11 protein-coding genes are annotated in these 14,316 nt (G+C 43.9%); 6 read left to right on the top strand and 5 right to left on the bottom strand.

Features of this window, described 5'->3' with window-relative positions; all coding sequences use genetic code 11:
- Positions 1-80: 80 nt before the first annotated feature.
- Complete coding sequence (locus sps_RS09305) at positions 81-2,210, bottom strand: MtrB/PioB family decaheme-associated outer membrane protein (RefSeq protein WP_237158039.1); 2,130 nt, start codon at positions 2,208-2,210, stop codon at positions 81-83.
- Between the two features lie 10 nt (positions 2,211-2,220).
- Positions 2,221-3,183: a DmsE family decaheme c-type cytochrome gene (locus sps_RS09300; RefSeq protein WP_418346769.1), complete on the bottom strand. Its 963-nt coding sequence runs from the start codon at positions 3,181-3,183 to the stop codon at positions 2,221-2,223.
- Positions 3,184-3,602: 419 nt separating this feature from the next.
- Between sps_RS09300 and sps_RS09295 the strand changes: the two genes are divergently transcribed.
- The 4 genes from sps_RS09295 (at position 3,603) to sps_RS09280 (ending at position 9,389) form a co-directional block, all read left to right on the top strand.
- A complete protein-coding gene (locus sps_RS09295) occupies positions 3,603-3,872 on the top strand; it encodes a FeoA family protein (RefSeq protein WP_077752274.1) in 270 nt (89 codons plus the stop codon).
- The gene (feoB, locus tag sps_RS09290) at positions 3,865-6,156 is read left to right on the top strand and encodes a Fe(2+) transporter permease subunit FeoB (protein WP_077752273.1); all 2,292 of its coding nucleotides are present in this window, start codon (positions 3,865-3,867) and stop codon (positions 6,154-6,156) included. The genes sps_RS09295 and feoB overlap by 8 nt, the downstream gene beginning before the upstream one ends.
- A 216-nt stretch (positions 6,157-6,372) precedes the next feature.
- Positions 6,373-8,043 carry a glutamine--tRNA ligase gene (gene glnS, locus sps_RS09285; protein ID WP_077752272.1) on the top strand — a complete coding sequence of 557 codons (1,671 nt, stop codon included), beginning with the start codon at positions 6,373-6,375 and terminating at the stop codon, positions 8,041-8,043.
- Between the two features lie 111 nt (positions 8,044-8,154).
- Positions 8,155-9,389, top strand: a protein-coding gene (locus tag sps_RS09280) for an IS3 family transposase (RefSeq protein WP_149027250.1) whose coding sequence is annotated in 2 segments (ribosomal slippage) — positions 8,155-8,512 and positions 8,512-9,389 — 1,236 coding nt in all. Because the reading frame shifts where the segments join, the coding sequence is not laid out codon by codon here.
- Between the two features lie 88 nt (positions 9,390-9,477).
- On the opposite strand, the gene sps_RS09275 is transcribed toward sps_RS09280, so the two are convergent.
- Complete coding sequence (locus tag sps_RS09275) at positions 9,478-10,074, bottom strand: Yip1 family protein (RefSeq protein WP_077752271.1); 597 nt, start codon at positions 10,072-10,074, stop codon at positions 9,478-9,480.
- 389 nt (positions 10,075-10,463) lie between these two features.
- On the opposite strand from sps_RS09275, the gene miaE reads away from it, so the two are divergent.
- Entirely contained in the window at positions 10,464-11,252 is a 789-nt protein-coding gene (miaE, locus tag sps_RS09270; protein ID WP_077752270.1) for a tRNA isopentenyl-2-thiomethyl-A-37 hydroxylase MiaE, read from the top strand.
- Between the two features lie 83 nt (positions 11,253-11,335).
- Here the strand turns inward: miaE and sps_RS09265 are convergent, their stop codons facing one another.
- Positions 11,336-12,070, bottom strand: coding sequence for a UDP-2,3-diacylglucosamine diphosphatase (locus sps_RS09265; RefSeq protein WP_077752269.1), 735 nt, complete (start codon positions 12,068-12,070; stop codon positions 11,336-11,338).
- Between the two features lie 9 nt (positions 12,071-12,079).
- Complete coding sequence (locus sps_RS09260) at positions 12,080-12,574, bottom strand: peptidylprolyl isomerase (protein ID WP_077752268.1); 495 nt, start codon at positions 12,572-12,574, stop codon at positions 12,080-12,082.
- Between the two features lie 262 nt (positions 12,575-12,836).
- Between sps_RS09260 and cysS the strand changes: the two genes are divergently transcribed.
- Positions 12,837-14,216, top strand: coding sequence for a cysteine--tRNA ligase (gene cysS / locus sps_RS09255; RefSeq protein ID WP_077752267.1), 1,380 nt, complete (start codon positions 12,837-12,839; stop codon positions 14,214-14,216).
- Positions 14,217-14,316 lie beyond the last annotated feature (100 nt).

Below are 14,316 nucleotides of genomic sequence, written 5' to 3'. Positions count from 1 at the left end.
CTTGGAACATCCTCACTCACTGGTTTTCTAAAAAACGGCTACTAAATAAATCATTTAAATCTTATATTTATCGTTAATCTTTATAGCTGATAGCTCAATGTCACTCCGAAGTAATGAGCATTGTAGTCATGACTGAGATCGCCAAATATCAATACATTTGGAATGGAATCAACACTCAAGCCCTGGTTACTCCAGTCGGCATCCTGATACTGTTCAAAAATCCAATCGAAGCGTATACCCATTGATTCACTCATTTGGTAATCGGCGAAAGCATTTACGTTATGGCTGGTGGAGAAATAAGCACCATAAGGGGTCGTTAAGCCTTGGGTGACTTCGGTGTCACTTTGGCCATCTGAATAGTTGTAGTCGACCCCCAGAGATAACTGCTTATCCAATAGGTTTTGGTAGAGCATTCCAAGACCGACGACAGTGGATTGCTCATCCGCATTCGCGTACCAGTTAGGTGTACTGAAGTTACTGCTACTGGCTTGTTCGCTCTCACGCCAGTCCTGGTTGAGAAAAGCGTTGAAGCTCAGATCTTCATTGATAAGATATTGGCCAGAAATGTCATAACCGGAAGTGTCGACATCGGTTAGGCCGATTTGGGTGTCGGTATAGTCTTGCTGGCTGATGTGTAGATTTGCAGAGGCTGAGAATGATGCTGAGCCGGTGTAATTTGCCGAGAGCTTATATTCTTGAAGTTCTCTATCTGCAAGATAGGTTTTTCTCAGTAATGGATTGCTGGGGCTATCTGTTCTACTGACTGGCTTGTATTCACTGCCACTTCTATCTTGTGCTTTGGCTTTAAAGCCAAATGACCATGATTGAGAAGGCCGATAGTGTAAACGTCCATATATGCTGGACTCATGTAATGTATCCCTGTCCAAACCACTATAATTGTTATGATCATATTCATAACCGACATCGAGATAGACATTACGACTAAATCTGTATTTAGCCGCAAGTTTTGCCTTTTGACGGGTGCGATCATAGTCAGGGTTTGCAGCTGTACCTGCAAAGTAGCTGTCGGTGATCACCTGAGGATAATCATTTACCTCTGTTTTATTATCCCTGTCTTTATAGTCATAGCTGGCACGTAAACTTAACTCACTGGTTATACGCCCCGAATACTTAATGGTCATTTCAATCATATCGACTTGACCATCCAGATTGGCAGTAGGTAAATCTGGAGAGGGGCCGTTAATCGTCGCTGGTAGAAATGTTTGCTCTTGGGTGAAGCGGCTAAAACCTGAATGCATTAGAATTTGTTGGCCATTGTCGCTAAATTGCGCATTGCCCGCTATTCGGTAGGCCTTGTTATCTGGTGCTGTTGCACTTTGGCCCGAATAGGCTGCGCCAAAGGTTGGGCTAAACGCTGAATCCCAGCTTAGTGCATCATGATCGTTATTATATAGGCTGATCATGGTATCTATGCCCGCAAGCCAGCCATCGCCATTGAAGTAGATTTTTGCCCCTAGATTATCGATGGAGTCATCGATTGGTTGTGCCAACATGGCACTGTTTGTGAGTAAGTTACCGCTAAAGGCACGCTGTCCTGAGCGTACTTCGTGCTGATAATTCAGCTCAGCTTTATAGAAATTGCCTTTATAATGTGCATCCAGAGAAAACCTGTCACGCTGTGTCATTAGCTCAGCTGGTTTAACGCTATTGGTTAGGGAAACCATTTGCCCTGTAGTGGCACCTGTTTGCCAGTCTTCAGCAAGGATCATGGCATCACTTTTTACCCTATAAGGTGTCATAGCCCTGTCAGTATCGTAATTTGCGATACCTCGATAGCCAAAAGCGACTTCATATTGTCCAGGTTTACCAGTGGTCAGTGCTGCACTGCCATTGTCATAACCGAGTTTATCTGCCAAAATTTCGGTGCGGTAACCAGACTCACTCTTTAACGTCACGTTGGCATCTAAGTGGCCTAGGATACCGTCTTTATCTGTTCCGCTAGAATTCCCGAAGTGGCTATCTGAACCGTCATTATAAGCAACACCTGTACCGATACTGCCTTGGGCGTCAATTGAAACCTTGCAGCGCTTACATTCCCACTTATCAAGTTTTAAGTGGGTACGATTCACTTGTGTCAGGCCGTAGCCATCGGCCATGGCGGGGGAAAATACACCAGTAATGGCGATTGCTACTATGCTCATTTTTATCGAGTGTTGCGCTAGGGTATTCATCATATTCTGTTTCATCATTTACTCCCTATTAACGCTGTAGTAGCTTGCCGGACGGGTGATTAGAACCATGGACTTGGCTATGACAGTTCATACAAGATTGGCCTGCATTGAAGGCATTCTTTTGATTGGCAAATACTGGGTTTGATGCATGGCCGTCTGAAGCGTGGCAACTCTGGCATAGCTGAGGTGGTTTACTGATCAGCATGGCTTCATTCACGCTACCATGGGGGTTATGACAATTGGCGCAATTGTCGGTGACTGGTGAATGCTCCCACAGTTTTGGACCGCGTTTCTCTGCGTGGCATGAATAGCAGTTTTCATTCACACTCATCTGCTTAAGGCTAGAATCACTTAAACTTCCATGGGGATTATGACAATCACTACAGACCATCTGTTGCCATTTTAACGGATGAGAAGAGCGCTTATGGATATCGGCTTTTTGCTGGGTGTGACATGAAGTACAAACTTCGACTTCAGTTTTACGGTCACTAATGGGATCGTGTCCCGTGTGAACTGAGTGACAACTGGCGCAACTGACATCGGCGTTGTCGTGATGATTACCACTCCAAACCATACGTTGATCATCATTGTGACAGCTCATGCAGACACTATTTTGTTTTTGCGTCGGAACTGGCGAATTAATACCAAAGGTGATCATCGGCTCCTTGCCACCTCGGTTGTGTTTGCCTAAAGGTCCGTGACAGGCTTCGCATTGCAATTCGGCCATAGGAGAGCCTTTGATGTTGACATTGCCATGGACACCGTCAAATAGCGCCATCACTTTGGTACTCTTTCTGTGACACATCAGGCAAGTGTCAGCGCCTTTTGAGGAGTATTTACCTTCGGCAAATTTTTGGTCGAGAATAGCTTCTACTTCGGCAGGGTCTTTATCATCCCAAGGGGCAGCCGCTAGATTTAAACTAAACACCGTGAATAAAAATAACAGGCAAGGTAAGGCCTTGCTTTTTGTCCAAGCAGATCCCATGTTCATCATCACACATCCTGAGCGCTATTTAGCTAATAATTGTTATGTTAGTAATCATCTAATTTACTAACATATAACTATAGAACACGGGTGTTACACTTGAGTCACAACTTCAGGTGTTTCGACCAGTAAAGAGTGATGATTATGAAGGGAAAAACCTAAAGTGTGATCTTAGTCACTATTGCGTGCAGTTAATAAATCTACCATCCCCATGAGTGGTAATCATTCGTATTTGCACTGTGGATTTATTTGATCACAATCATTTATTAGTTGGGACTTTTGTCACATAATATAGAATACAATTGAAAACTATTATCGTTTCCAATACAGAAAGTTGATCTAGGTAAAGTTATTCTTCTTTTTCCTCCGTTAAAATTAGTTCGAGTTTAAGAATTATTGAGACCTGTTAAAGGTATAAAAGCATAATGAAATTAAGCGATTTAAACTCTGGCGATCATGCCACGATTTCAGAAGTTGGCCAGTTGAGTTTGCCATCGGTTGTTAAACGAAAATTACTTTCCATGGGGATCACCCCAAACACGTCATTCTACATGATCCGTAAAGCTCCCATGGGATCCGGCCTCTTGCTCGATATTCGAGGAAGCCGATTATGCATGCGTAGAGATCTTGCTGATATTATTGATGTAGATAGAGTTAGTGTTGAAAAAGTTGAGGCGGTACCTACGAATGGCTAAGCAATTTCATTGTGTTACTGTCGGTAATCCTAATGCGGGTAAATCGACACTTTTTAATGCACTTACGGGAGCCAATCAACAGGTTGGTAACTGGTCCGGTGTTACCGTAGAGAAGAAAACAGGTGTATTTACCTTAAATGATACCGATGTTTCTCTAACCGATCTTCCTGGTATCTATGATTTATTGCCTGCCGGTAAAAGTTGTGACTGCTCGTTGGATGAGCAGATTGCGCAGCAGTTCCTCGCTGAACAGCAGATAGACGGCATCATCAACCTTGTCGATGCAACCAATATTGAGCGACACCTTTACCTCACGATTCAACTGCGTGAGCTCGGCATTCCCATGGTTGTCGTGCTCAACAAGATAGATGCGGCCAAGAGCCACGGCATTGAAGTCGATGTTGAGCAGATGAGCAAAACCTTAGGCTGTCCGGTTGTGGGTGTTTGCTCAAGAGATGAAGTCGATATCGAGAAAGTGAAGGCGCAAGTTGTGATTTTACTTGAAGGTAGGGTGTCTGAGAAAGCCTTGATTCTTAATTACGACGCTAGCATTGAGACTGGTGTTTCGAGTTTATTATCCAGTGATACAAGTTTAAGTCGTGGCCGCGCGCTCGCCATGTTGGCCAATGGAATAGGCTGTGGTCAGTGTAAGAATGGCCAGATGCACGATGAAGTTAATGAGTGTTCCGAGTCGATTTCTAGGCAAGGACAAGATATAGAAGTCATGGTGGCAACCACACGTTTCGACTTCGTTCAAAGTGTCTACGACTCCTCTGTATCATCGGATGGCAGTGAAACCCTGAGTGACAAACTAGACAGGGTGATTCTTCACCCTGTGGCTGGCGTACCGGTATTTCTGTTTGTCATGTATCTGATGTTCATGTTCAGTATCAATGTGGGTAGTGCGTTTATTGATTTCTTTGATATTACCGCTGGCGCAATATTTGTCGATCACCTAGGCGCATTTATGTCTAGCTTGGGCTCGCCGGCTTGGCTGGTGACTATCATTGCTGGTGGTATTGGACAAGGTATTCAAACTGTAGCGACCTTTATTCCTGTTATCGCGGCCTTGTTTTTAGCGCTATCTGTGCTTGAGGGTTCGGGTTATATGGCTCGTGCGGCATTTGTTGTCGATGGCCTTATGCGTCGCATCGGTCTGCCGGGTAAGGCCTTCGTGCCTATGATCGTGGGATTTGGTTGTTCAGTACCTGCTATTATGGCCACACGTACCTTAGGAAGTGAACGTGAGCGTATAGTGACAGGTATGATGGCGCCGTTTATGTCCTGTGGTGCAAGGCTTCCTGTGTATGCGCTGTTTGCCGCCGCCTTTTTCCCTGAGTCAGGACAGAACCTGGTTTTCTTACTCTATATCATAGGAATATTAGCCGCGGTAGGCACGGGGTTACTCCTGCGCTCAACCTTGCTTCCTGGTAGCAGCAGCGCTGTGGTGATGGAATTACCGAGTTACGAGAAACCCAAATTTAAGACTGTAATGAATCGAACCGGTAAACGAACTAAAAGTTTTATACTGGGTGCGGGCAAGACCATTGTCATCGTGGTGACCTTGCTAAACTTCGTCAATGCCATAGGCGTAGACGGTACCTTTGGTCATGAAGATAGCTCAGCGTCTGTACTCAGTGTTGCCAGCCAGAAAGTGACGCCATTTTTCGGTCCCATGGGAGTTGAGCAAGATAACTGGCCAGCTACTGTGGGTATTATCACAGGTATATTTGCCAAAGAAGCGGTCGTCGGTACTCTGAACAGCTTGTATAGCACAGCTGGTTCGGGTGATGAAGAGCTAGCACCGTTTTCTGAAACACTCAATGAAGCCTTAAGTACCATTCCGGAAAACTTGTTCGGTATTGCACTCGATGATCCCTTGTCTATCTCTGTGGGGGATGTGTCTTCGGTAGAAGCCGCATCGGAAGAGTTGGAGGTGGATACTTCGACTTTCACCGCGCTTCAGGCTGGTTTCTCCGGGATCACGGCAGCCTTTGCCTATTTGTTATTTATTTTACTCTATACACCATGTGTCGCGGCAATGGGCGCGTTAGTGGGAGAGTTCGGTGGACGCTGGGCTGCATTTGCCGGGGTTTGGACCTTTGCCTTAGCTTATGGCACGGCGACGGTCTTCTATCAGGCGGCAACATTCAGTGACCATCCGCTTTCATCGAGTCTGTGGATAGGATTCTTTATCAGTGCGCTGGCAATTTTCTATGTTTGGTTGAAGGTGAAAGCCAAACGGACTGAGATGACGACACTTGATGTAAAAGTGATCACATAACAAGCAAGTTACCGTCGACGATTATGAAAAAAGCAGCGTTTATTCGCTGCTTTTTTATTATATGGATTTTTGTTGATGTTTTTTGCTATCAGGCGTTGTATCTGGCACTGAGATAGTGGATCATCTTTCCAATTACATCTAAATATGCCATCCCATTCAGCTAATTGTATATACAAGTAGGCTAATGGCTGGCCAGCGTTCTCTAAGAGGAATCACATGAGTCATGTGGACAGCGAAGTTCGTCCCAGTAACTTCATTCGTAACATCATAGATGAAGACATCGAAAGCGGTAAGCACACCAGTGTGCATACTCGTTTCCCACCTGAGCCAAATGGCTTTCTTCATATCGGTCATGCTAAATCTATCTGCTTGAACTTCGGTATAGCTAAGGATTACAAGGGCCAATGTAATTTACGTTTTGATGATACGAATCCTGAAAAAGAAGATATCGATTATGTGCATTCGATTCAGGACGACGTAAAGTGGCTCGGTTTCGAGTGGTCTGGAGATATTCGTTACTCATCTAATTACTTCGATCAGCTACATGGCTATGCTGTTGAGTTGATCACTAAGGGCTTAGCTTATGTCTGCTTCCTAAACAGTGAAGAGACACGTGAGTATCGCGGTACATTGAAAGCACCGGGTAAGAACAGTCCTTACCGTGAAACTTCAGCGGCTGAGAACCTTGAGTTGTTTGAGAAGATGCGCAAGGGTGAGTTCAAAGAAGGTGAATGTGCGTTAAGAGCTAAGATCGATATGGCATCGTCTTTTATGTGCATGCGCGACCCTATCATCTACCGCATTCGTTTCGCTCACCATCATCAAACGGGTGATAAGTGGTGTATCTACCCAATGTATGATTTTACTCATTGTATCTCGGATGCTATAGAGGATATCAGTCACTCTTTATGTACATTAGAGTTTCAAGACAACCGTCGTTTGTACGACTGGGTACTTGATCATTTAGATGATTTTCAAGCACCTAACAGAACTCGTCAATATGAGTTCTCCAGGTTGAATCTTGAATACACCTTGATGTCCAAGCGTAAGCTAAATGACTTGGTTACTCGTGAGCTGGTACATGGCTGGGACGACCCACGTATGCCAACTTTGGCAGGACTGCGCCGTCGTGGTTACACTGCGGCATCCATACGTGAGTTTTGCCTGCGTATCGGCGTGACTAAGCAAGACAACATGGTTGAAGTTGCTATGTTAGATGCCTGTATTCGCGAAGAACTCAATGATAATGCACCGCGTGCAATGGCTGTGATTAATCCGGTTAAAGTGATTATCGAAAACTACCCAGAAGGGCAAGTTGAGACCTTGAATGCGCCTATTCACCCAAGCAAAGAAGAGTTGGGTAAGCGGGAGGTCATATTTGGTCGTGAGCTGTTTATCGATGCCGATGACTTCCGTGAAGAAGCTAACAAGAAGTATAAGCGTCTTGTTCAAGGTAAAGAGGTACGCCTACGTAATGCTTATGTCATTAAAGCTGAGCGCTGTGACAAAGATGCAGAAGGTAACATCACCACTATCTATTGTACTTATGACAATGAGACCTTAGGTGTCAATCCAGCTGATGGGCGTAAAGTGAAAGGTGTTATTCACTGGGTCGAAGCAAGCAGTGCCAAACCTGCCGAGTTCCGCCTATACAACAGGCTTTTTACTGATACTAATCCAGCTGCTGCTGAAACCGTAAATGAGGTGCTAAACCCCTCCTCTCTTGTTGTTAAGCATGGTGTTGTTGAAGCTGGGCTTATTAATGCTGAAGCAGAGAAGGCGTATCAGTTTGAGCGCGAAGGATACTTCTGTGCAGACAGCAAAGATTCAACGTCCGACAACTTAATCTTCAACTTGACGGTAGCGCTGCGAGATTCATCTCAGTAATGACTCCGTAAGTAGAGAGTGACTAAATTAAAAAGGCTTTAGGTTTCCCTAAAGCCTTTTTTGTATTCTGTGTCTTGTCCTGAAATGTGTTTACACATTTAGGACTTAATTATGACAACTCCAGTATCTACACATCGTAAGCGTACACAGCGAGATTATTCGTTAGGCTTTAAATTGCAGGTTGTTGCCGCTGTTGAAAAAGGCGACATGACCTATAAGCAAGCCCAAAGCATCTATGGTATCCAAGGCCGTTCAACTGTACTTACCTGGCTCAGAAAACACGGTAAGATGAATTGGACTCAACCACCGAGGATGACCATGCCTAAAACTCTAAAAGCCAAAGAAACACCTGCCCAGACAATTAAACGTCTTGAAAAGCAGTTGGAAGATGAGCACTTACGTAACCTACTACTCAATGAGGCTGTTGATATCATAGATGCAGAGTACGGAGCAGGCCTGAGAAAAAAGTACTTAGCCAAGGAGCGAGAAGCCTTCAAAAACAGAAAGTAGCAAGCTTAAGTCGTGCTTGCGAGCTACTTGGCATATCAAGGCAAGGTATCTATCAAAAAGAATCTAGGGCGAACTATCGTGCTGTTGAACTCGCTCCGGTAAAGGCAATGGTTTTAGATTTACGCCGATTTATGCCGCGAATAGGCGGTAGAAAGCTGTACTTTTTACTCAAACCAAAACTTATCGAGCAAGGGATTAAGCTTGGAAGAGATAACTTCTTTGCTCATTTGAAATCAGAGGGCTTGCTGGTTAAAGCTAAACGTAGCTATACAAAAACAACGAACAGCAAGCATTGGATGAAGAAGCATCCCAACTTACTTAAGGAGTTTAAACCTGCGGCACCAGAGGAGGTGTTTGTTAGTGACATAACCTATATTCAAACAGAAGAAGGTGTTCACTACTTATGGCTGGTGACTGATGCATATAGCCGAAAAATCATGGGCTATGAGCTTAGTGATGAGATGAAAGCAACAGATGTGGTTAAAGCGCTCGATATGACAGTCAACAATCGTCAATATCCGAGTCAAGCAATTCACCACTCAGATAGAGGGTTACAGTATTGCTCTGGAGTCTATCAATCAGCGTTAAAAGCAAGTGATATCAGACCGTCAATGACAGATGGATATGACTGCTATCAAAATGCACTGGCAGAGAGAATTAACGGTATATTGAAGCAGGAATTTTTATTATACCCATGCAGTAACATTGATGAGCTAAAACGGCTCGTTGAAGAGTCAGTTTATATATACAATGAAATGAGGCCGCACTTAAGCTTGGGAATGAAAACCCCAAATCAAGTGCATAAAAAAGACCAGAAGCATGTGCTACTGGTCTAATAAAACCGTCAACCTATTTCAGGACGGGACACTGATTGAGCTACGAGTTAATTCGCTACTCTTAGCTTTGTCTTGAGCTCGCTGCTGTTTATTGATACATAGGGCCAAATCCAAAGCTCCAGAGGATAACGCTCGATGCCATCAAGGCGACGAGTAATACCAGGCCTGCAGTGACTACTGAGCTGGCATAGATGAATCCTTTCTCTTCAGGAATATTCATGATGATTGGTACACCGGTATAGAGCAGATAAACCGAGTAGGCGAGTCCGAAGAAGCCAACGACCATCACAAACCAAATTGATGGATACAATGCGGCGAGTCCCACCATAAATAGTGGTGTTGCCGTGTAAGATGCGAGTTCGAGTGCTTGAGTATAGCTAGGGTCTGCATCGAATGTCTTCGCCATCCAAAAAGCCAAGTAAGCCAGTGCAAATACACCAGCAATGAGTCCAAAATACATGCCTCCGGACATTAAGAGTGCACTTTCTTGTGTCAAGAAGAGACGATCACCAACACCTAGGTTCCATCCCAGTTCAGTTGCAGCGATAAAGGTGCAGATCACTGGGATGAGTGCAATGAGTAAGATATGGCTCAGGCTACTCTTCAGTGCTTCATGATTTTGCTCAATTGTGTGCCACTCTTCCTTTGGATGAGTGTAGAGTCCCATTAAGTGATTCAATATCATTATAATTATCCTTGTTCAGCTTTAACTTTTGCTCGCCAAACTTCAGACGAGCCTACATGCCTATTGGTCTCATTCCCAAAGACCTTACGGCTCACGATACCCAATGCCAATCTATGCTCTTATTAATTTCTAGCTCATATTCTCAAGAATTGCTTTGGTATAAGTTTATTTATTGAACAAAATGACCCCTTAGTCAAGCTGAACTTGTCTTACTTGTTAATTATTTGTTTCTAAGTCTGTGTTTCTGTTTGTTTGATCGAGTTCAAACTTCTGGATTAATCATTCAAGTGAATAAAAAACGATTAAATTAGATCCCTAAGTCTGGCTGAGTCAATGCTAGAATATTGCATCTATCAAAATGACATTTAATTACTTCGAGAAGAGAGTCCATGCAGCAATTGTTAGCCCCGATCCATGCTTTTTTAGGATGTGAAACACCAGACACCTGGATTGAGGTGGCAAAAAAGTCGGAAAGTTTATCTGACTTACTTATCGATCACTGTAACTGTGAGTTAAAGGCGGCCCAAACCGCGATGTTTCTTATTAGGAAATACGCAGTCGATAAGGATAGCGGTCAATTGTTACTTCAATGGGCAAAACCTTATGAGGAATTCATTTATCAAAAAGACAGAGATATAGATGCTTTTTTATCTCGTGACAGTAAGAAAAATGATTTTGTCGGGGAGTTAGTCGCTAAATCTGGCTTCGAACATGGCTCAGAACTTATAAGCAAGATGGTTCGCCTTATTAAGGAGGAGTTTCACCATTTCGAGCAGGTATTGGAGATCATGCAAGCACGAGATATCCCTTACCAGAACATGACTGCAGGTCGTTATGCAAAAGGCATGATGAAGCAAGTCAGAACCCATGAGCCTGCAGCCTTAGTCGATAAGCTCATCATAGGGGCTTTTATCGAGGCTCGTTCTTGTGAGCGTTTCGCAAAACTAGCACCATACCTAGACGATGAATTAAATCGATTCTATGTTTCTTTATTACGTTCAGAGGCGAGACATTATCAAGATTATTTGGTGCTAGCTGAGTTGATTCAGGCTAATGCTATGACTAAGAAAAGTGTGCCTGTAAGTGATCGAATAGCCATCATTCGCCAGGCTGAAGCTGAGCTCATCTTATCTGCCGATCCTGAGTTTAAATTTCACAGTGGCGCGCCAGAGTTTTGATATCTATTAAGTCTTTTCATCGCTTTGGGCAGTTTTTAGTGGGGGATAACCAGTCATTGCTTAGTTAAGTGATTACTGGTTAATTAGTTAGCTTGAAAGGGGAGGCTGGTTAAGGCTAGATTATCTTTCGATACGCTAAGTACACTGCCTTGTTCGTACCAGTCACCGACAACAATTCGACGTTTCTCAATTCCTGCCTGATTTTTGCCTAAATGATGAACATCGGGTCTATGTGTATGGCCATGGATCATCTGTGTTGCGCCGCAATGATTCATTAGCTTAATGACGGCATCGCTCTCAACATCCATGATGGTATAGCTTTTATTCATGTTACTCGCCTTACTTTTAGCACGTATGTTGGTCGCAATATTTTGGCGAGTGTGCTTAGGCAAGTGTGAATAAATCCACTTAATAGCCGGGTTATTTCTGAAACGTCTGAACCTTTGGTAGGCCTTATCGAGTGTGCAGAGGCTATCGCCATGAAGGATCACGGTTGGAGTACCATAAAGGTCAAGACTATGGACTTCAGGCAACAAGATCATGCCGGAACGTTTCGCATATTGGTGGCCGATCAAAAAATCTCGATTCCCATGGATATAATATATGGGGAGATTCTGTGAGATGCCGTGGAGCTTTTCGGCTAATTCATTAGCGAAGGGTTCGGCAATATCATCTCCGATCCAAACTTCAAATAGATCGCCAAGTATATAAAGTGCTTCGGCATCATCGAGTTGGGTATCGAGAAACTGATTGAAGGCGAGTGTAATATCAGGACGATCTGCAGATAGATGCAGATCGCCTATAAAAAGTGTGCGCATTAAGCTGATTTATTCGGCAATGGTCACTTTCTCGATAATTACAGCTTCTAGAGGCACATCTTGATGCATGCCCTTGTTACCTGTGCTTACTGCCTTGATCTTGTTGACTACGTCCATGCCGGCACTGACCTTACCGAAGACGCAGTAACCCCAGCCCTGTGCGGTTTCTGATTTAAAATCCAGGAAGGTATTGTCATTGATGTTGATGAAGAACTGGGCTGTTGCCGAATGAGGATCTGATGTTCTGGCCATAGCCACAGTGCCTATGACGTTTGACAAACCATTACTGGCTTCGTTCTTAATGGTTTCACTGCAACGCTTCTGCTCCATATCTTCTGTAAAGCCGCCACCTTGAACCATGAAACCGTCGATAACGCGGTGGAATACCGTACCGTCATAGAAGCCATCTTTAGCATACTTGATAAAGTTGTCGGCTGTTAACGGTGCTTTTTCTGTTTCGAGTTCCAGGGTTATTTCACCGTGGTTAGTATGAAGAGTGATCATTATTTGATTCTCACTAAGTTTAGCAATAAGAAATTGTGGCAGGATTCTATCGTAATTGCCATTTCGCATAAAGAGCTAGTCGATAATTTGCTTAAGAGAATAAAAACCGAATGCCAAGGCCAATGAGGGTAAAACTCATTCACATGCCTGATAAAAAGCTAAGTTTCATGGAGAGAGTCACGTAAAACAGATGGAAGCGACACGGGGGCAATGTTAAACTGCTTGGCTAATTTTTATTGTTTTTTCGTTGAAGAGAGTAGCGATGTTGAAGTTATACAATAGTCTGACCCGCCAAAAAGAGGAATTCAAACCATTACAGCCAGGGAAAATTGGCATGTATGTGTGTGGGATCACCATCTATGACTTATGTCATATCGGTCACGGTCGTACTTTTGTCTCTTTTGATATGATCGTCAGGTATCTGAGATATTCAGGCTATGAAGTGAACTTTCAGCGAAACATTACCGATGTTGATGACAAGATCATCAAGCGTGCGGCTGAGAATAATGAAAGTTGTGAATCTTTAACTGAGCGTTTAATTGGTGAGATGCACAAGGATTTTGATGCGTTAAACATGAAGCGCCCGGATTTTGAGCCCAGAGCCACCCTGCATATGCCGGAAATTATCGATATGGTTGAGAAACTTATCGAGAAAGAGCATGCCTATGTTTCTGATAATGGCGATGTGTTATTTAGCGTTTCATCTTTCCCTGAATATGGTCGCTTATCGGGGCAAAATCTTGAGCAACTGCAAGCCGGTGCTCGCGTCGAAGTCGAAGACACTAAGCGCGATCCTATGGATTTTGTGTTGTGGAAGATGTCTAAACCGGGAGAGCCTACTTGGGAGTCTCCGTGGGGGGCGGGTCGTCCGGGATGGCATATTGAATGTTCGGCAATGAACAGCAAGCATCTGGGGCAGCACTTCGATATTCATGGTGGTGGTTCAGATCTACAGTTTCCACATCACGAGAACGAGATCGCTCAATCTTGCTGTGCCCATGACACGCCTTACGTGAATTATTGGATGCACACAGGCATGGTGATGATCGACAAGGAGAAGATGTCAAAATCATTGAACAACTTCTTCACCATACGTGATGTACTCAAGCATTATGATGCAGCAACGATTCGTTACTTCTTGTTATCGGGTCATTACCGTAGTCAGCTCAACTATTCGGAAGATAACCTTAAGCAAGCTAAATCTGCACTCGAGCGTTTGTATACTTCATTAAAAGGCTTAGATTTAACTGTTGATGCCGCAGGGTCGGAAGAGTTTGTCGCTAAGTTTAATTCGGCGATGGATGATGATTTTAATACGCCTGAAGCTTACTCAGTACTGTTTGAGATGGTGCGTGAGATTAACCGCCTTAAAGGCAGTGACATCGCACAAGCGTCGGCATTGGGTGTTAAATTAAGAGAGTTGGCCGAGGTATTAGGTCTACTGGAACAAGATGTAGATGTGTTCTTCAAGGGTGAAGGCAGTGATGATGAAGTGGCTCAAATCGAGGCATTGATAGTCGAACGTAATCGTGCCAGAGCCGAGAAAGACTGGCCTGCTGCTGATGTGGCTCGAGATGGTTTAAATGTCTTAGGTGTCATCTTAGAAGATGGACCAAGCGGCACCACTTGGCGTAAAAAGTAACTTATACTTTCACTTAGTGATAAAAAAGCCTGCTGATGCAGGCTTTTTTGTACAAGGATGTACTTATCCCCGATCGCAAGGATAGCGATTGAGGGGATTT

This window comes from Shewanella psychrophila, assembly GCF_002005305.1.
GTDB classification, from domain to species: Bacteria; Pseudomonadota; Gammaproteobacteria; order Enterobacterales; family Shewanellaceae; genus Shewanella; species Shewanella psychrophila.
This window is presented reverse-complemented; position numbering and strand designations above follow the sequence as displayed.